The organism is Thalassospira sp. MCCC 1A03138 (assembly GCF_002115785.1).
Classification (GTDB): Bacteria; Pseudomonadota; Alphaproteobacteria; order Rhodospirillales; family Thalassospiraceae; genus Thalassospira.
The window spans coordinates 29,403-46,495 of the sequence record NZ_JFJY01000004.1 but is presented as its reverse complement, the minus strand read 5'-3'; the positions used below and the strand labels follow the sequence as shown (position 1 = coordinate 46,495).

Genomic DNA, 17,093 nt, shown 5'->3' with positions numbered 1-17,093 from the left:
GCCACATTGCTTTTGTTATCAGGGATTGCGGCGTTACGCAGCCGGAAAATGATCTTTGAACCATTCAAATGCGTGCGACTTCACACCGTAGGAAAAATTCGTTGGGTTTCATCGATGTTAGCGATTTCACAAGCCGGGTTCAAAACGCTATTGTCGGTACTGAAATTCGCCCCGTTTGGTGTGCGCGCGCAGACAAAGCTTTGATCGGCACTGGCGCAGGCCCCCCGGCCAGCATATATCGGGGCATGGATGTTTCGGGCCTGAATGCAAAAGGCCTGATGGCATAATCGACTGTCTGGAGGACAAATGAACGCGACCGACAAGAATTTGCCGACCTGGGATCTGACCGATCTCTATAACGATCCCAAAGACCCGGCCATCCGGCGTGATCTTGATGATGCGAAAGCCCGCTCGGACGCCTTCCAGAAAAACTATCAGGGCAAGCTTGCCGGTCTTTCGGGGAATGAACTTGCCGCCGCGATTGCCGAATACGAAGCCGTCAGCGAAGTCTGTGGCCGGATCGGATCATTTGCGCAGCTGCTTTATGCGGGCGATAGTTCGGATGCCGCTATTGGGCAGTTTTATCAGTCTGTCCAGGAAGAAATGACCACCATTTCCTGCCTTTCGCTGTTTTTCGGTCTTGAAATCAACCGCATCGAAGAAGACATCCTTTCGGCCAAGTATGACGAAAGTGCCGCCCTTCGCCGTTATCGCCCGTGGCTTGATGAAAACCGTGCTTTCCGTCCGCATCAACTTTCGGACGAGGTCGAACAAGTCCTGCATGAACGCCGCGTTGCCGGTTCAAGTGCATGGGTGCGATTGTTCGATCAGACGATGGCCGATTTGCGTTTCCCGATGAATGGCGAAGAACTGACCATGTCGGATGTCGCCAATATGCTGTCTTCGACCAAGGTCGCGGAACGCAAGGCCGCGGCAAAATCGATTGGCGATGTCCTGGGCAAAAACATCAAGCTTCTGGCCCATATCACCAATACGCTGGCCAAGGACAAGGAAATTGACGACCGGCTGCGTAAATTCGCAACCCCCGTGTCGGCGCGCAATCTGTCAAACCAGGTCGAAGACGATGTGGTCGAAGCGCTCAATTCCGCGGTCGCCAGCAGCCATGCCGATCTGTCGCATCGTTATTACCGCCTGAAAGCCAAATGGTTTGGCGTTGATCAGCTTGATTACTGGGATCGTAATGCACCGCTTCCCGATGATGATGATCGCCATATCGATTGGGATACCGCACGCAAAACCGTGCTTAAGGCATATGGTGAATTTTCGCCCGAGCTTGCCGAGGTTGGTCAGCAATTCTTTGATAATCCGTGGATTGATGTGCCGCCGCGTGCCGGTAAATCATCAGGCGCTTTTGCCCATCCGACCGTACCGTCGGCTCATCCGTACTTACTGCTGAACTATCACGGCAAAACACGTGATGTGATGACGCTGGCGCATGAGCTTGGCCACGGGGTTCATCAGGTTCTTGCCGGCGATCAAGGCTATTTCCTGTCTGATACACCGCTGACACTTGCGGAAACCGCGTCTGTTTTCGGTGAAATGCTTACCTTCCAGTCGATGCTGCGTGCGGAAACCGATCCGAAGATGAAACGCATCATGCTGGCAGGCAAGGTCGAGGATATGCTCAACACCGTCGTGCGTCAGATCGCGTTCTTTGAATTTGAAAAACGCGTCCATACCAAGCGCCGCGAAGGTGAGTTGACGGTCGATGAGATCTGCGAGATCTGGCTTGCCGTACAACATGAAAGTCTGGGTGATGCGATCCGCTACGAGGACGAGTACAAATATTACTGGTCCTATATCCCGCATTTCATCCATTCGCCGTTTTATGTTTACGCCTATGCGTTTGGCGATTGCCTCGTGAATTCGCTGTATGACGTTTATGAAAATGCCGAAGACGGTTTCCAGCAGAAATATTTCGAAATGCTGAAAGCCGGTGGCACCAAACGCCATCAGGAACTATTGGCGCCGTTCGGTCTGGATGCCTCCGATCCAGCATTCTGGCAGCGCGGCCTTAACATGATCAAACGCATGATCGACGAGTTGGAGGAACTTTCCTGAGATGAGCAATGACGACGATGATTATACCGCCCAAAACGAGAGCAATCGGTTCGGCGGGAGGGTTCGTCGTTATGCAAAGGTGGGGGCGTCAGCTGGGAAGCTGGCTGCACGCCTTGCCACGGGGAAAATGTTCGGCGGCGATATCGATCACGCGAAATATGCCGCCGAACTGACTTCTGCATTGGGCGGGCTTAAGGGCCCGCTCATGAAGGTCGCGCAGATACTGTCGACAATTCCCGATGCCTTGCCAAAGGAATATACCCAGGCGCTGGCAACGCTTCAGGCCGATGCGCCAAGTATGGGGTGGCTGTTTGTCAAACGCCGGATGCGCACCGAACTGGGGGCGGGATGGCAGGAAAGATTTGGCGATTTCAGCCGTGATGCGGTGGCCGCCGCATCGCTTGGGCAGGTTCATCGTGCCACACTTGATGATGGTCGAACTGTGGCCTGCAAGCTGCAATATCCCGATATGTCTGCAACGGTGGAGGCCGACCTTAAACAGCTTCGCGCCGCCTTTGCGATCTATCGCCGGTATGACAGTGCAATTGATGCAGAAAACATTCAGCTGGAACTGACTGCGCGCCTGCGTGAAGAACTCGATTACGAACGCGAAGCCCGCAACATGCTGCTGTATCGCCATATGCTGGCCGATGAGGATTGCGTGCATGTGCCCGAACCCGTGTTGGACCTTACGACCAAGCGGCTTCTGACCATGACGTGGCAGACCGGGCAGAAATTCCAGAAATTCCTTGATAGTGATCCGTCGCAGGAAGCACGCAATCAGGTGGCGCTGAACATGTTTCGCGCCTGGTATGTACCATTTTATCGTTATGGTGTGATTCATGGCGATCCGCATCTGGGGAACTATTCGCTGCGCGACGATCTGTCGGTCAATCTGCTTGATTTCGGCTGTATCCGTATTTTCCCGCCTGCTTTCGTCAATGCCGTCATCACGCTTTATGAAGCATTGCGGGATAAGGACGAGGAAAAAGCGGTTCATGCCTATCAAAGCTGGGGATTCGATAACCCGTCACGAGAACTGATTGATGTTCTTAATATCTGGGCTGGTTTTGTCTATGGCCCGATCCTTGATGATCGCGAACGCCGGATGGATGAAACCAATTCGGTGGCCTATGGGGCCGAGGTCGCGGGTAGGGTGCACCGTGAGTTGCGCCGCGTCGGTGGGGTCAAGCCGCCGCGTGAATTTGTTCTGGTGGATCGTGCGGCCGTTGGGCTTGGTGCGGTGTTCCTGCGCCTTGATGCGCATCTGAATTGGTATCAGATATTCAACGATCTGGTCGGAAACTTTGATGCGGACATATTGACCCGCAATCAGGACGCTGCCCTTTCCAAAGTCGGGCTGGATCGTCCAGAAAACTGATCCGATTTCCCTGTTTTGTGATTTTTATTTTTGACGTTCCGGATCGAAAGAATCGGTTGGGCCGATTTGCGAATTGATCGGCTATTTCGGAACAATACGGTTTTGCATGATCCTTTTTCTGCTATTTAATCCGAAATTTCCCGACTTGAACGACCCCGGGTGTTGAAAACTTTTTCCTTTCTTTTCTTGCGTTGTGATGGGTTTGATAGGAAACCTATGGGTGTGTTTTTCAAATAATATTCACTTACCGCGATGGCGTGAAATAGGGGAAACTTCCATAAATCAAGGGATTGATTCTACCTGTTCGGGATAAGGACCTGTTACAGGGAGGAAATAATATGTGCGAAAATCCGCTCATATGTGTTTTGAGATAATTTAAACTTAAATTAAGTTAAAGTGATTTTTTATAGGGTTTTGATGTTGTCGCAGGCCGGAAGAAATCGCATCTTGCATTCAACGCAGACAAGGCAGGGCGTCATTGATTGTTTGTCCTGAGCACCAATGACGGGTGGGACCTGACTTGTCGCCAAGGCTTTTTGCCTCGGAATGCGTGGTGGGAAAGTGGGCGGTTTCTTCTGTTAAAGCGGAAGAACCGCCTTTTTTCTTGCCGGGCAAGGGTAATCGTGGCCAGTCTGATGCGCAGGCACCGGACGCGGACCGCGTTTTATAAAAACAAAAATGCCGTGCTTATTCATAATGATAGGGAAGGAGGTTGAACGCGATGAAACTGGCCGTTCCAAAGGAAATATGGCCCGGGGAAAAGCGCGTTGCCGTTACGCCAGATACCGTCAAGAAACTGATCGGTCTGGGGTTTGACGTTGCAATCGAGGCTGGTGCCGGAACTGACGCCGCCATACCGGATGATCGCTTTGCCGACGCCGGTGCGACCATTGCCAAGACGATGAAAACCACCGTCAAGGATGCCGATGTCATCCTGAAGGTGCGCCCACCGGTTGTTGATGGAAAAACCGACGAGCTTGCCGCCTATAAAAAAGGGGCTGCCGTCATCGCCTTGCTTGATCCATATGATCGCAAGGACCTGATTGAAAAAATGGCTGCGGCAGGGGTTTCGTCCTTTGCCATGGAACTGATGCCGCGTATTTCGCGTGCGCAATCAATGGACGTTCTGTCGTCGCAATCCAACCTGGCCGGGTATCGTGCCGTTCTGGATGCTGCCCATGAATTCGGGCGGATTTATCCGATGATGATGACCGCAGCCGGGACATTGCCGCCTGCACGTATCGTTGTTGTCGGGGCCGGTGTCGCCGGTCTTCAGGCGATTGCGACTGCCAAACGCCTTGGTGCGGTGGTTTCCGCATTCGACGTGCGCCCGGCGGTGAAGGAACAGGTTCAGTCGCTTGGCGGAACCTTTATCGAGGTTGAAGACGACGCAGCCGACGGCGAAACCGCAGGCGGTTACGCCAAGGAAATGTCGGACGAATACAAGGCCAAACAGGCGGCCAAGCTTAAGGAAGTTCTGGCAAAAACCGACATCGTCATCACGACCGCATTGATCCCGGGCCGTCCGGCACCGGAAATCGTTACCGCCGATATGGTCGCGGGCATGAAGCCCGGTTCGGTCATCATCGATCTTGCTGCCGAACGCGGTGGCAACGTCGCGGGTGCGAAACTTGGTGAAACGGTTGTCACGGCCAATGGTGTGAAAATCATCGGTCCGGAAAACATCACCAGTTCCGTCGCAACCGATGCAACGGCGATGTATGCCAAGAACCTTCTGAATTTCATCACGCTGTCGGTCGACAAGGAAAAAGGCGCGCTGGCCTTCAATGCCGAAGACCAGATTATTGCCGAAACCATGCTGACCCGTGATGGCAAGGTTGTTCATCCGAAATTCGGTGGTGAGGAGGTCGCAAATGGCTGATCAATCCGTAACCCAAAATGCCGCCCAGAACGCCAACGAGCTGCGCGATGCGGCCCTTGGTCTGGCCGAAAAGGCCGCAAAACTTGCCGATAGTCTTGCCAATCAGGCGGGCGACATGGCGAGTTCGGCGACCACAGTTGTCCATACAAGCGGTGTCAGCCCGACGGTGCTTGGCCTGACGGTTTTCGTTCTGGCCTGCTTTGTCGGCTATTACGTCGTGTGGAAAGTAACCCCGGCCCTTCATTCGCCGCTGATGGCGGTGACCAATGCCATTTCATCGGTGATCATTGTCGGCGCGCTTCTGGCGGCAGGCCCGATCGAGATGAACCTGTCCAAGGCGATGGGCTTCCTCGCCGTGGTGCTGGCGTCGGTCAACATCTTTGGCGGTTTCATCGTGGCACAGCGCATGCTGCACATGTTCAAGAAAAAGAAGTAGGGGGAACACACAATGTCGGAAAACCTATCGGCTTTCCTGTATCTGGTGGCGTCCGTCTGCTTCATTCTGTCGCTGCGCGGTCTGTCTTCACCGGAAACGGCACGTAACGGGAATATCCTTGGCATGGTGGGGATGGCGATTGCCATTCTGACCACCCTGGCATCACCCGAAGTCGTGTCCTATACAACCATCATTGTCGGCATCCTGGTCGGTGGGGCCATCGGTACGGTCATTGCGCTCAAGATCAAGATGACGGCACTGCCGCAACTTGTTGCTGCCTTCCATTCGCTGGTCGGTCTGGCGGCTGTGTTTGTGGCGGGGGCGGCGCTTTATTCGCCGGGTGCCTATGGTCTTGGTACTGCAGGCAATATCGGTGCTGCCAGCCTGATTGAAATGGGCCTTGGCGTTGCCATTGGTGCCATTACCTTCACTGGCTCGCTTGTTGCCTTTGGCAAGTTGCAGGGGATTGTATCGGGTACGCCGGTACGCTTTACCGGGCAGCATATGCTTAACCTTGCCATCGGAATTGGCATTGTGGTGTTTGGTGTCATCCTTGTTGCGACTGAAAGCCACACCGCATTCTGGATTCTGGTTATTCTTGCTCTTGTTCTTGGTGTGACGCTGATCATTCCGATTGGCGGGGCGGATATGCCGGTCGTTGTTTCGATGCTGAACTCCTATTCGGGGTGGGCGGCTTGCGGCATCGGCTTTACGCTTCAGAACAACGCCCTGATCATTACCGGTGCACTGGTGGGTGCTTCGGGTGCGATCCTGTCCTACATCATGTGCAAGGGCATGAACCGCTCGATCTTCAACGTTATCTTTGGCGGCTTTGGCGCGGAAGCCGGTGCCGCAGCAGGCGGCGTTGATACCGGTGATCGGGCTGTCAAATCCGGCTCCAGCGATGATGCGGCCTTTATCATGAAGAACGCATCAAATGTGATCATCGTGCCGGGCTACGGCATGGCGGTGGCACAGGCTCAGCACGCGTTGCGCGAAATGGCTGATATCCTTAAAGCCGAAGGCGTTAATGTCCGCTATGCTATCCATCCAGTGGCAGGGCGTATGCCGGGGCACATGAACGTCCTTCTGGCAGAGGCAAGTGTGCCTTATGACGACGTGCTTGAAATGGAAGAAATCAACCGTGATTTCGGCACGGCGGATGTGGCCTTTGTGATTGGTGCCAACGACATCACCAACCCGGCAGCCAAAACCGACCCGTCATCGCCGATCTTCGGCATGCCGATCCTCGAGGTCGAAAAAGCCAAAACCGTTCTGTTCATCAAGCGTTCGATGTCGGCCGGTTATGCCGGTATCGAGAACGAGTTGTTCTTCAAGGACAATACGATGATGCTGTTCGGTGATGCCAAAAAGATGTGCGAAGAGATTGTTATGCATCTGGATAGCTGATTTGGCTTGTTGTTCGAATACGAGAAGGGCGGCCATTTGGTCGCCCTTTTTCTATGTGAAACGAAATACGAATTTTCGTGATCTTTTATTCAGAAATCATATCTCGAGGGCTGAGTGTTCCGACTTCTGAAAGTATCCGTTTTTACGATTGTGCTGTTGTCGCTGGCGGTGGTGGCATCGGTTTCGGGGATTTTCATCACCTATTTCCGGCTGACAGCCGAGGAGCCGGTGGCGCGGATTACGTTCGAGGAAGTCGGGGATCAGGAATACAACGCTTATCTGACATTACCGGGCAACGATATTCCCGGCAAATACGTGATTTATGGTGACCAATGGCGGATTGATGCGGAATTTGTGAAGATCAAGCCATGGGCCAATATTCTTGGTGTGGATTCCCGTTACAAGCTGGTGCGGTTGGAAGGTCGATATCAGGACATCGAAGATCAGAACACCCGTCCGCATATGGCCTATGACCTTGGCGCGACCAAGGGGATCGATATTGGCAAGCTGGTGGCGGATTGGAATTTTCTGATTGATGCCGAATATGGCAGTTCGACTTTCACCGACATCGAGGTAGCCAATACCTATACGGTCTATAAAAGCCAGTTCGGGCTTTTGGTACGCGAAGACGCCGCACAGTCGGATGCGACCAGCAACGGCGCTGTCGATGGTCTGTTTAACTGGCTGTTCGGGTCGAAATAAAACCCGTCCGACGAATATCGGACGGGTTTGTTGTTTGGTCCCGGCTTTATTGTGCCGATTTGATCAAAGGATCATCGCTGCCACCCAAGCAAACAGAACCATGCCGAAATTGGCGTGAATGAAGGTCGGGATCACGGAATCCTTCACATGGTCGTGCTGGCCGTCGGCATTAAGGCCCGATGTTGCGCCCAACGTGATGGTTGATGCGGGCGAGCCGGCATCGCCAAGGGCAGCGGACGCCCCCAGAAGTGCGATGGTCGCCATGGGTGAGAAGCCAAGGGCCAGTGCGAGTGGGATATAGATCGGAGCCAGGATTGGCACGCTGGCGAAGCTGTCGCCAAAGCCGATTGTGATGAACAGGCCGACCAGAAGCATGATCAGCGCGCCAAGTGCCTTGTTATCGCCGATCAGTTCGGCACTTGCCTGCACCAGCGGGGCGATTTCGCCGGTGGCATCAAGCACCCCGGCAAAGCCCGACGCGATGGTGATGATCACGGCAATCTGGGCCATCATCCGCATGCCTTCGGTGAAGACATCATCCTGTGCCCGCCAGCGGAAAATACCCGCCGTGGCCAGAATGACAAAGCCGATCATCGCGCCGACCAGAAGGCTGTCAAACTGCAACTGGCAGATCAGCGCAACGGCAAGGGCCGCAACGGTTGCCAGCAGTTGAAGCGGATTGATCGACACGGGCTTCGCTGGATTGATATGGCGCTCGGCAGACGGGTCGGTCACATAATCGCGCGGTTTGCGATAGGTGATGAAAACCGCAACCAGCATCCCGGCAACAATCCCCATAACAGGCAGGAACATGGCCTTGGGCGCCATATCGGCCGTCATGGAAAGATCGTAGGCCGCGCCAACTTCGTTGACATTGGCCATCAGGATTTCATTGAGGTAAATCGCCCCAAAGCCAGTCGGCAGAAGCAGATAGGAAAAACTGATCGAACAGGCGAGGATACAGGCAACGGCACGACGATCAATCCGCAGACGGTTGAAGACCGCCAGAAGCGGCGGGATCATCACCGGGATAAAGGCGATGTGAACCGGCACCAGATTCTGCGAAATCAACGAGCAGAAAATGAAGATCGCAAACAGGAACCATTTAAGGCCCTTTGACGTGCTTTGTGCATCGCTTCCGACACGCGCGGCGATCTTTTGGGCAAACAGATCAAGAATGCCCGAACGCGCAATCGCAACCGCAAAGGCGCCGATCATCACATAGGTCATGCCGACCTGGGCACCGACCAGAAGGTTGTCATTAAGCGCGCCGATGGCGGTGGTTGTATCCATCCCGGCGTGTAATGCGCCAAGCAAGGCGGCGGAAATCAATGCGATAGGTACGGGCACGCGCAAAAGACACAGCGCAATCATGACGATGATGGTCAGCAAGACAGCATTGATATGGTAATCGACCAGTGCGGCAATGCCATAGATCGCAACCATCACGGCGATGGCTGGCAGGACGCGGGTCAGTCGGTAATATCCATTGAAATCGGATCCGGCGGGGGCGTTGCCGGTATCGGTTTGTGTGTTCACAGTCATGTCTCCCCGATTGACTGGTTGGTGGTGGCGCAAAAGTGTTTGCGCATGGCGGGTGAAGACCTGCCGGGTAATTGTTTAAAACAATCCAATGCCAAGACAAAAAACTTAGCAGGAATGACAGCTATGCGATCCGGGGAGAGATTTGGAAAAAGGGGGGGTATAAAAAACCAAACCCGCCCGGATTGCTCCGAGGCGGGCTTGGCGCACGGGTCCGGTTTTAGCAAGCCAAAACCGATCGTACAGTCACGTTCGAGGAACCCCGAAAGTGAAAAAGACTAGAAGCCTTCGCGCTCGATGCGCTTACGCTCCAGCTTGCGGGAACGGCGGACTGCTTCCGCCCCTTCGCGAGCTTTCTTCTCCGACGGCTTTTCAAAGTGGCGGCGGAGTTTCATCTCACGAAAAATGCCCTCGCGCTGCATCTTTTTCTTAAGCGCTTTCAGAGCCTGATCGACATTGTTGTCGCGAACGATTACCTGCACGGAAACCACGCTCCTTTCAAAAAAACAAAAACACCCGGAAGAGCATCATGCCTTCCGGTTGGTTACACGGCCTGTATGACCGTGGGCTTTATATAGTGTAAAGCGGTGCAAAAGAAAAGAGGGAAGGAGATATTCGCCTTTGGCGTTTGTTGAGCCAAAGGCGCAAAACGCCAAGGCAAAACCCGCATTTTCTGATGACGGTGTTGTTATGTTGCGTTAAGCGCGAATTGTGTGGGCGTAAAAAAACTAAAAAGTTGATATAATGCTTTGACAAAATTGGGCTTATCGCTGGGGGTGAGTTTGGGTATGCCGCCGGTGGCGTAGGTTTGCATCCACGGAGAGCCCTCATAACGGTGGGATATTTGGACATGGAAAGCTCATTGCGGGAGACGGCAATTGCACATGCGCCGTTCTTCATTACCGGGCCCGGACAGTCGGATGTGCTGTTCACGATTGTTGTCTGGTCTGTCGTTCTGGGGGTGTTTGGGTTGGGGGCGCTTTATCTGAGCCTGCATGCCCTGCCTGAACGGTTGGCCCATCATGCCAATCACACCCAGATCCAGCTTATCAGTATCCTGACGCTTCTGGCGCTGTTTACCCATAACAACCTGTTTTGGCTGGCGGCTTTGGTGATTGCCGTGGTTCAGGTTCCCGATTTTCACACCCCGATTAATGCGATTGCCGATGCCGTGAAGGCCATGGCACGGGAAAAGGGGGTAATGAGCGACTCCACCGGGCCAAAACCGGTCACCGATGGTGATGCCACGACGATCTCCGCCGATATGAATGTGCAGGAGGGCCGTAAAGATGTTTGAACTTATGCTATGTTCCATTTTTACGATCCTGCCTGATTACTTGATCCGCCGATATGCGCAGGGCAAACGTATCGGCAAGGAAATCACCCTGTTTTCGGTCTGGTATGAGCTGCGATACGGGATTGTCGGCTGTGCGATCCTGACAATTTCGCTGATTACGCTGATCTTTTATTACCACCCATCAAGCCAGAACGTTGCGTCGTTCTATCGGACCCTGACCATCTTGCCGGAGAAAAATGGCCGGGTGGTCGAGATTTATGTCGATAACGATGATCAGGTAAAATCGGGCGAACCGTTATTCCGCCTTGATGACCGGACAGAAACCGAAGCGGTCGAAATCGCCCGGCAGCAGGTGCAGGAAATCCGTGCACAGATGGCGGTAACGCAGGCTGATCTTGCGGTGGCGAACGGCAATCTTGAAGAGGCGCAAGGGGCCTATGAGCAGGTGCGCGAGGAATTGGCGGTCAAGGCTGATCTTTTGTCACGCGGTACCAATGCGGTTTCCCGGCGGGAGGTCGAACGGCTTGAAGTGGCCTTAACCACACGACAGGGATCGGTTAATGCGGCCAAGGCCAATGTCAATGCCGTGGAAACCAGAATGGAAACGCTTCTGCCTGCCCAGCTTGCCAGCGCGGAAGCGTCGCTTCGTTCGGCCGAGGTTGCCCTTGGCAAAACCGTTGTCCGGGCCGGCGTCGATGGCGTGATACAGCAATTTGCATTGCAGATCGGTGATATCGTCAATCCGTTGTTACGCCCGGCCGGTATCCTTATACCAGCCGAACCCGAGGAGGTCATATTCCAAGCCGGTTTTCAGCAGGTTTCCGCCCAGGTTGTCAAAGCCGGGGTTCTTGCGGAAATGTCGTGTGCGTCGCTGCCGTTTGAAGTCATCCCGATGTTAGTAACCAGCGTGCAACCGGTGATTGCTGCCGGTCAGTTCCGCCCGACAGACAGATTGCTAGATATCTCGGAACGGGCCGTACCGGGTACGTTCCTTGCCAAAATGATCCCGCTTTATCCTGAGCAGATCAAGGATGTGCCAAGGGGCAGCCAGTGCGTTGCCAATGCCTATACCAATACCCATGATCAGCTTGAAAACCCGGAAATCGGTACGGGCGAATGGTTGTTCCTGCATATGGTGCAGACGGTCGGGATCGTGCATGCCTTGCTGTTGCGTATTCAGGCGCTGCTCTGGCCGCTACAGACGCTGGTTTTGTCGGCTCATTAGGCGGCGGATCATGCGTAGGGGCTTTACAGTCAGGGTGTTTTGGTTGGATATAGAGCCATGTCGATCCTTAAAATTGCCCGGATGGGCCACCCGGTTCTGCGCAGGGTCGCGGACCGGGTCGAAAACCCGCTTGATCCAGAAATCCAGCGTTTGATCGCGGATATGAAGGACACCATGAAGGATGCCGGGGGCGTTGGCCTTGCGGCGCCACAGGTGTTTCAGTCCAAGGCGATCATGGTTTTTTATGTCCCGGCCTTTCGCAAAAGCGATGATGCCGACGATGCGGAAGTGCCGTTAAGCGTGCTGATCAATCCGGAAATAGAGGCGATTGGCGATGAAATCGTTGATGGCTGGGAAGGATGTCTGTCCATTCCCGGGTTGCAGGGCGTGGTGCCGCGCTGGAACAAAATCCGTTACCGTGGGTTAGATGAATATGGCAAGGACGTTGAACGCATTGCCGGCGGTTTCCATGCGCGCGTTGTTCAGCATGAATATGACCATCTGATCGGGGTCATGTATCCCGAACGTATGGAAGACATGGCGTTGCTGGGCTTTGCCGACGAGTTGCGTGAAAACCCGCCCGAGACGCCCCTCAGACAGGGGGCATCATCAGGTGAAAGTTCCGATGATGGTGCCAATGACGAAAGCAAGGAGGCCTGAAATGACCGTTTCCGAAAGCATGAACCGCCTGCGTACGCAGCGCGAGGCGCTGGTTGCGGCGGCACTTCAACATATCCCGTTTGACGGCTGGAGCATGGCCGCCCTTCGCAGCGGTGCCGAGGACCTTGAACTTGCACCGGGCGAGGTGGATCGTCTTTTGCCCGGCGGCATTCGTCAGGCCATCATTACCTATGTCGAGATGACGGATTGCAAAATGGTCGAGGAACTCGACAAGCTTGATCTGCCATCGATGAAAATCCGTGAACGGATCGCGACTGCGGTCAAAACCCGTCTGTCGCTGGTGGAGCACGAAAAGGATACGGTGCGCGCCGCCCTTTCCTATCTAACCCTGCCGCAAAACGTACCGCTTAGCCTTAAGTTGACGCATGGTACAGTCGACAAGATGTGGATTGCGGCCGGTGATACATCGACAGATCACAATTGGTACACCAAACGGATGTTGCTGGCGGGGGTTTATGGTTCAACCCTTGCCTACTGGCTGGATGACAAATCCGAAGGCCATGCGGACAGCTGGGCCTTTCTGGATCGCCGGATCGGCAATGTCATGCAGATCCCGAAAATCACCGGAGCGGTCAAAAAGGCCGGGAAATTCGCCGCAACCCCGTTCAAGCTTGGTGCGAAGCTGGCCAAATGCATGCCAACCCCGGGGCGTGTTCGTCGCCAGTTCGGGGCATAGCCCGATACAGATTTATATTTCAAAGACAAAACGCCGCCCTGCATCGGGCGGCGTTTTGCGTTGGGGAGGAGTTCTTGACGAAGCTGGCGCGATTGCGCCTAGCGCATCAGGAAGCTTAGTAGCGTTTCATCGGGCTTGTTCGCCTGTTCCATTTCGGCGGCAAGATTGATGCTGAACGGTGCACCGTTGTTGTTGGCGACTTCCGTTTCGCCATTGGCGTTGTCGATATCAATCGGCTTTGGTTTGGCGGCCAATGCAACCAGTTCATAGGGCAAGTCACCCATCCACATGCCTTTGCGGTTTTCCTTGGCATGGGCCTGATCGGCCAAATAGGTCAGGCAGTTGGGATTGCCATCGCAACTGTTCATGTCGACAATCGCCCAGCCGGCACGCAGCAGCAAACGGTTGATATCGGTCTGCCCCATGCGGCATTCGGTCAGCATTGGGAACAGCTGGGAATCCGAAACCTGCTGGCAGGCGACAGCATAATTTTCAATGATGCGGTCAAGCGCCTGTGCGGCGGCGGCTCCGCATTGAAACTCGACACTGCCCGCCCGGCAGATCATGCCCGGTCGCGGGGCGCGGATGCCAAACAGTTCGACAATCATATTGCCAAACCGAAGCTGGTCGCCCTGCAACACATCCGGAAAGCCCGCGGCCCCCGGTGCGGCGTGGGCGGCGTTATTTGTGCCGGTGGCTGATGCAAAGCCGATTATGACTGCAAGGATGAGAAGAAGTTTTTTCATCACGCCTGTTACCCGAAAAGTATTTCCTGCCGGGATATCAGCAAGCGCAATGCCAGTTTGGCAGGAAGAAACTGCCTGTCGGGCGAAGTGTCTGTGATCCAATGAAAAATGCCCCGAAACCAGCATGGTTCGGGGCATTGGCATAAATTGCATTCGGATGGATATCAGTCCTTTTTGGGCAGGACCCAGGTGACGTGACCCATCTTGCGACCGACTTTGGCTTCGGCCTTGCCATAAAGGTGCAGTTTTGCATCCGGCTCGGCCAAAATTGCCTGCCAGTCATCAATATCATGGCCCAGAAGGTTCTTCATCCGGGCATTTGAATGGTGAGCCGGATTGCCCAGTGGCAATCCGCAAACAGCACGGATGAACTGTTCAAACTGGCTGGTGACACAGGCATCAATCGTCCAGTGGCCGGAATTGTGCGGACGCGGGGCGACTTCGTTGACCAGAACGTCGCCATCGGCGGTCACAAACATTTCGACGGCCAAAAGCCCGACAAATTCCATCGCCTCGACCAGACGGGTGGCGATGTCTTCGGCCTTTTGGGCAAGATCGGCGGGAATTTTCGCCGGGGCGATGGTGACATCAAGAATGTGATTGGTATGCACATTTTCAACCGGGCAGAAGCAGGCGGTGTCCCCCTTGACCCCGCGTGCGACAATGACCGAGATTTCGCGTTCGAACGAAATGAAGCCTTCAAGGATGGCCTCGGCACCGTTCATTTCCGCCCATGCGTCGGCAAGGCTGGTTTCATCGGTGATTTTGACCTGCCCCTTGCCGTCATACCCCATTTCGGTGGTTTTAAGCACGGCGGGGCGGCCAAGTTTGGCAACGGCGGCCTCAAGATCGGCAAGCGAACGGACGGCGGCAAAAGGTGCCGTGCCGATGCCGTTTTCATTGCAGAAGGTCTTTTCGCGCAGGCGGTTCTGCGACAGATGCAGGCATTTCCAGCCCGGACGGACAGGCACCAGTTCGGATAGCAGTTTCACGCTGTCATGGGGCACGTTTTCAAATTCAAACGTCACGACATCAACATCGGCGGCAAAGGCACGAAGCGCATTGAGATCGGTGTAATCAGCAACCGTGGCCTTGGCGCAGACCTGTTCGGTCGGGCTGTCGGTTCCGGGGCCGAAAACATGGACCTTATAGCCGAGTTCGGCGGCACAAAGGGCAGCCATGCGGCCAAGCTGGCCATTACCCATGATGCCAATCGTGCTGCCCGGTGCGATGATGCGTGTCGCGAAATCCTGCGTCATTTATTCCTCGAATTCCTTCACATTCCCCGGTTGGGGCGGGCATCATTGGCCTGAATGATGCCAAAGAAAAACGCGCCCGTTCGGGCGCGCCTGATGCGTTACAGTGCGGGATCAACCGGTTCTTCGGCGACCGCGTCAGTCTGCTGTTCGCGCCAGTCATCAAGACGCCCGGCCAGCGCATCATCCATCAGTGCCATGATCCCGGCGGCCATCAGGCCGGCATTTTTCGCCCCTGCGGAGCCAATGGCAAGGGTACCAACCGGAACGCCACCCGGCATCTGAACGATCGACAGAAGGCTATCAAGGCCTTTAAGCGTGCGGCTTTGCACCGGAACACCCAGAACCGGAAGCGGGGTCATGGCCGCGGCCATACCCGGCAGGTGGGCGGCACCGCCTGCACCGGCGATAATCACCTTAAGGCCGCGCGACTTTGCGGATTTGGCATAGTCATACAGGCGATCCGGGGTGCGATGGGCCGATACGATTTTGGTTTCGTAGGGGACTTGCAGCGCATCGAGGACATCTGCTGCATTTTTCATGGTTTCCCAGTCGGACTGGCTGCCCATGATAATGCCGATGACCGGGCGTTGATCGCTCATGCTGGCGGCTCCGTTTTTCGGGCGTTATCAGAAGGCCCGCATTATAGGCAGGAAGGGTGATCATGCAAGCCCGCCAATGGCCCGACACGACGCCATTCCGGACATCATTTTGCATGGCACGCAATATTGCGTGCAGGTAGCTATAAGGGTAGGGATGTTATCCTTGCTTACAGTTGATAATTTAAGTGAATTATAAGTATTTTGGGTTTATAGTTATTCATCTTAATTTTTATCTCTGTGCAGGTAGCACAAGAGAGGGCAGACATGAAAGTCACGAGACCCGGTTCCGCAACCCCATCTTCCATGGGGGCGGGCGATAGACGGTATCCATCCAATCCTTATGCTGCGTACACCTATGGCAAGCAGGTGCGCAAGAAGGGTGCTTCCGACGCCGATCAGCACAAGGTTGACATCATCAATCGCGATATCCTGATCGCCGAACCGGCGGTGACGCCCGATATTCATGACATAGCCGATGTGCTGGGCATACCGGATGAACAGGTTACCCCCGCGGTGGAGCGGGCGATTTCGCGTTTGATGCTGCGTGTGAACGGACTTTCTGAAAACCTTAGCGAATTGCAGCGTCATCAGGTGGAACTGGCCCGCGCAGAGGGACGTGATCCGTTTACCGGCGCGCTCAGCCGCAACAGTTTCATGCAGATCGTTGAAAATGAAATGGTGCTGGTTGGGTCGGATCGGACGATGCGCGCACTTTTGCTGTGCGAGATAGCCAATCTTGACGATATATTGCAGCGTCACGGGCATGGCTGCAAGGAAGGTGTGTTTACCTTTTTGTATCGCACTATTACCGAGTTCATCATGCCGCCCCATCAGGTCGGTTATCTTGGGTGCAACGATTTCATTGCGCTGCTTTACAACATGGATGAACAGGATGCCTGGCAGCGGGCAGACGCGATTACGCGTCGGCTGAAAAAGCATCCCTATTTCTGGAACGGAAAATACATCACCATCGTTCTGGCATTTGGCATTTATCACGTCAAATCGGGGGAAACCGCCGAAGAAGCGCTGGTATCTGTCGATTATGCACTGCGTGCTGAAAAAGAAATGAAATCAGCGCAATTACAACGTATTCCAAGCGGCCTTTGAGGCGAGAACGGCGTCCTGCCGTGCCTTTCGTATTTTCCGAAATGGTTATTGGGCCGGAAAAGCCGGAT

General features: G+C 54.5%; 16 protein-coding genes. 11 read left to right on the top strand and 5 right to left on the bottom strand.

What is annotated here, in order from left to right; genetic code table 11:
* Positions 1-306 precede the first annotated feature (306 nt).
* From TH468_RS09980 to TH468_RS09955, 6 genes are all read left to right on the top strand, one after another.
* Positions 307-2,082: a M3 family oligoendopeptidase gene (locus tag TH468_RS09980; protein WP_085643733.1), complete on the top strand. Its 1,776-nt coding sequence runs from the start codon at positions 307-309 to the stop codon at positions 2,080-2,082.
* A 1-nt stretch (position 2,083) separates the two neighbouring features.
* Complete coding sequence (locus TH468_RS09975) at positions 2,084-3,463, top strand: AarF/ABC1/UbiB kinase family protein (RefSeq protein ID WP_085643731.1); 1,380 nt, start codon at positions 2,084-2,086, stop codon at positions 3,461-3,463.
* 721 nt (positions 3,464-4,184) lie between these two features.
* On the top strand, positions 4,185-5,345 hold the full coding sequence (locus TH468_RS09970; RefSeq protein WP_062958332.1) for a Re/Si-specific NAD(P)(+) transhydrogenase subunit alpha: 1,161 nt from the start codon (positions 4,185-4,187) through the stop codon (positions 5,343-5,345).
* Complete coding sequence (locus TH468_RS09965) at positions 5,338-5,781, top strand: NAD(P) transhydrogenase subunit alpha (protein WP_062953401.1); 444 nt, start codon at positions 5,338-5,340, stop codon at positions 5,779-5,781. The genes TH468_RS09970 and TH468_RS09965 overlap by 8 nt, the downstream gene beginning before the upstream one ends.
* 12 nt (positions 5,782-5,793) lie before the next feature.
* A complete protein-coding gene (locus TH468_RS09960; RefSeq protein ID WP_062958330.1) occupies positions 5,794-7,191 on the top strand; it encodes an NAD(P)(+) transhydrogenase (Re/Si-specific) subunit beta in 1,398 nt (465 codons plus the stop codon).
* A gap of 114 nt (positions 7,192-7,305) precedes the next feature.
* A complete protein-coding gene (locus tag TH468_RS09955) occupies positions 7,306-7,893 on the top strand; it encodes a hypothetical protein (RefSeq protein ID WP_062953403.1) in 588 nt (195 codons plus the stop codon).
* Between the two features lie 63 nt (positions 7,894-7,956).
* Here TH468_RS09955 and TH468_RS09950 read toward each other — a convergent pair whose 3' ends face one another.
* Both TH468_RS09950 and rpsU read right to left on the bottom strand, forming a co-directional pair.
* Positions 7,957-9,438: a Na+/H+ antiporter family protein gene (locus TH468_RS09950; RefSeq protein ID WP_085643729.1), complete on the bottom strand. Its 1,482-nt coding sequence runs from the start codon at positions 9,436-9,438 to the stop codon at positions 7,957-7,959.
* A 275-nt stretch (positions 9,439-9,713) separates the two neighbouring features.
* Positions 9,714-9,917: a 30S ribosomal protein S21 gene (rpsU, locus tag TH468_RS09945; protein WP_007091098.1), complete on the bottom strand. Its 204-nt coding sequence runs from the start codon at positions 9,915-9,917 to the stop codon at positions 9,714-9,716.
* Positions 9,918-10,285: 368 nt separating this feature from the next.
* Between rpsU and TH468_RS09940 the strand changes: the two genes are divergently transcribed.
* The 4 genes from TH468_RS09940 to TH468_RS09925 are packed head-to-tail and all read left to right on the top strand — an operon-like array spanning position 10,286 to position 13,314.
* Entirely contained in the window at positions 10,286-10,732 is a 447-nt protein-coding gene (locus TH468_RS09940; RefSeq protein ID WP_085643727.1) for a hypothetical protein, read from the top strand.
* Positions 10,725-11,957, top strand: a complete 1,233-nt coding sequence (locus TH468_RS09935) for an HlyD family secretion protein (RefSeq protein WP_085643725.1) — start codon at positions 10,725-10,727, stop codon at positions 11,955-11,957. Before TH468_RS09940 ends, TH468_RS09935 begins: the two co-directional genes overlap by 8 nt.
* Positions 11,958-12,014: 57 nt before the next feature.
* Positions 12,015-12,617, top strand: coding sequence for a peptide deformylase (gene def / locus TH468_RS09930; protein WP_085643723.1), 603 nt, complete (start codon positions 12,015-12,017; stop codon positions 12,615-12,617).
* Position 12,618: 1 nt separating this feature from the next.
* Complete coding sequence (locus TH468_RS09925) at positions 12,619-13,314, top strand: COQ9 family protein (RefSeq protein WP_085643721.1); 696 nt, start codon at positions 12,619-12,621, stop codon at positions 13,312-13,314.
* A gap of 98 nt (positions 13,315-13,412) precedes the next feature.
* Here the strand turns inward: TH468_RS09925 and TH468_RS09920 are convergent, their stop codons facing one another.
* The 3 genes from TH468_RS09920 to purE all read right to left on the bottom strand — a co-directional run bounded on the left by TH468_RS09920 (position 13,413) and on the right by purE (position 15,918).
* Positions 13,413-14,060 carry a thermonuclease family protein gene (locus TH468_RS09920; protein WP_085643719.1) on the bottom strand — a complete coding sequence of 216 codons (648 nt, stop codon included), beginning with the start codon at positions 14,058-14,060 and terminating at the stop codon, positions 13,413-13,415.
* Positions 14,061-14,224: 164 nt separating this feature from the next.
* A complete protein-coding gene (locus TH468_RS09915) occupies positions 14,225-15,319 on the bottom strand; it encodes a 5-(carboxyamino)imidazole ribonucleotide synthase (protein ID WP_085643717.1) in 1,095 nt (364 codons plus the stop codon).
* Between the two features lie 98 nt (positions 15,320-15,417).
* On the bottom strand, positions 15,418-15,918 hold the full coding sequence (gene purE, locus TH468_RS09910; RefSeq protein ID WP_085643715.1) for a 5-(carboxyamino)imidazole ribonucleotide mutase: 501 nt from the start codon (positions 15,916-15,918) through the stop codon (positions 15,418-15,420).
* A gap of 264 nt (positions 15,919-16,182) precedes the next feature.
* On the opposite strand from purE, the gene TH468_RS09900 reads away from it, so the two are divergent.
* Positions 16,183-17,025: a diguanylate cyclase domain-containing protein gene (locus TH468_RS09900; protein WP_085643711.1), complete on the top strand. Its 843-nt coding sequence runs from the start codon at positions 16,183-16,185 to the stop codon at positions 17,023-17,025.
* Positions 17,026-17,093 lie beyond the last annotated feature (68 nt).

Excerpts from the sequence above, each read along its gene's own strand:
- TH468_RS09975 (WP_085643731.1), top strand. The coding sequence starts at position 2,084 with ATGAGCAATGACGACGATGATTATACCGCCCAAAACGAGAGCAATCGG.
- TH468_RS09940 (WP_085643727.1), top strand. The coding sequence starts at position 10,286 with ATGGAAAGCTCATTGCGGGAGACGGCAATTGCACATGCGCCGTTCTTC.
- purE (WP_085643715.1), bottom strand. The coding sequence starts at position 15,918 with ATGAGCGATCAACGCCCGGTCATCGGCATTATCATGGGCAGCCAGTCC.
- TH468_RS09935 (WP_085643725.1), top strand. The coding sequence starts at position 10,725 with ATGTTTGAACTTATGCTATGTTCCATTTTTACGATCCTGCCTGATTAC.
- TH468_RS09980 (WP_085643733.1), top strand. The coding sequence starts at position 307 with ATGAACGCGACCGACAAGAATTTGCCGACCTGGGATCTGACCGATCTC.
- TH468_RS09900 (WP_085643711.1), top strand. The coding sequence starts at position 16,183 with ATGAAAGTCACGAGACCCGGTTCCGCAACCCCATCTTCCATGGGGGCG.
- TH468_RS09965 (WP_062953401.1), top strand. The coding sequence starts at position 5,338 with ATGGCTGATCAATCCGTAACCCAAAATGCCGCCCAGAACGCCAACGAG.
- TH468_RS09950 (WP_085643729.1), bottom strand. The coding sequence starts at position 9,438 with ATGACTGTGAACACACAAACCGATACCGGCAACGCCCCCGCCGGATCC.
- TH468_RS09920 (WP_085643719.1), bottom strand. The coding sequence starts at position 14,060 with ATGAAAAAACTTCTTCTCATCCTTGCAGTCATAATCGGCTTTGCATCA.
- TH468_RS09970 (WP_062958332.1), top strand. The coding sequence starts at position 4,185 with ATGAAACTGGCCGTTCCAAAGGAAATATGGCCCGGGGAAAAGCGCGTT.
- TH468_RS09960 (WP_062958330.1), top strand. The coding sequence starts at position 5,794 with ATGTCGGAAAACCTATCGGCTTTCCTGTATCTGGTGGCGTCCGTCTGC.
- def (WP_085643723.1), top strand. The coding sequence starts at position 12,015 with ATGTCGATCCTTAAAATTGCCCGGATGGGCCACCCGGTTCTGCGCAGG.
- TH468_RS09915 (WP_085643717.1), bottom strand. The coding sequence starts at position 15,319 with ATGACGCAGGATTTCGCGACACGCATCATCGCACCGGGCAGCACGATT.
- TH468_RS09925 (WP_085643721.1), top strand. The coding sequence starts at position 12,619 with ATGACCGTTTCCGAAAGCATGAACCGCCTGCGTACGCAGCGCGAGGCG.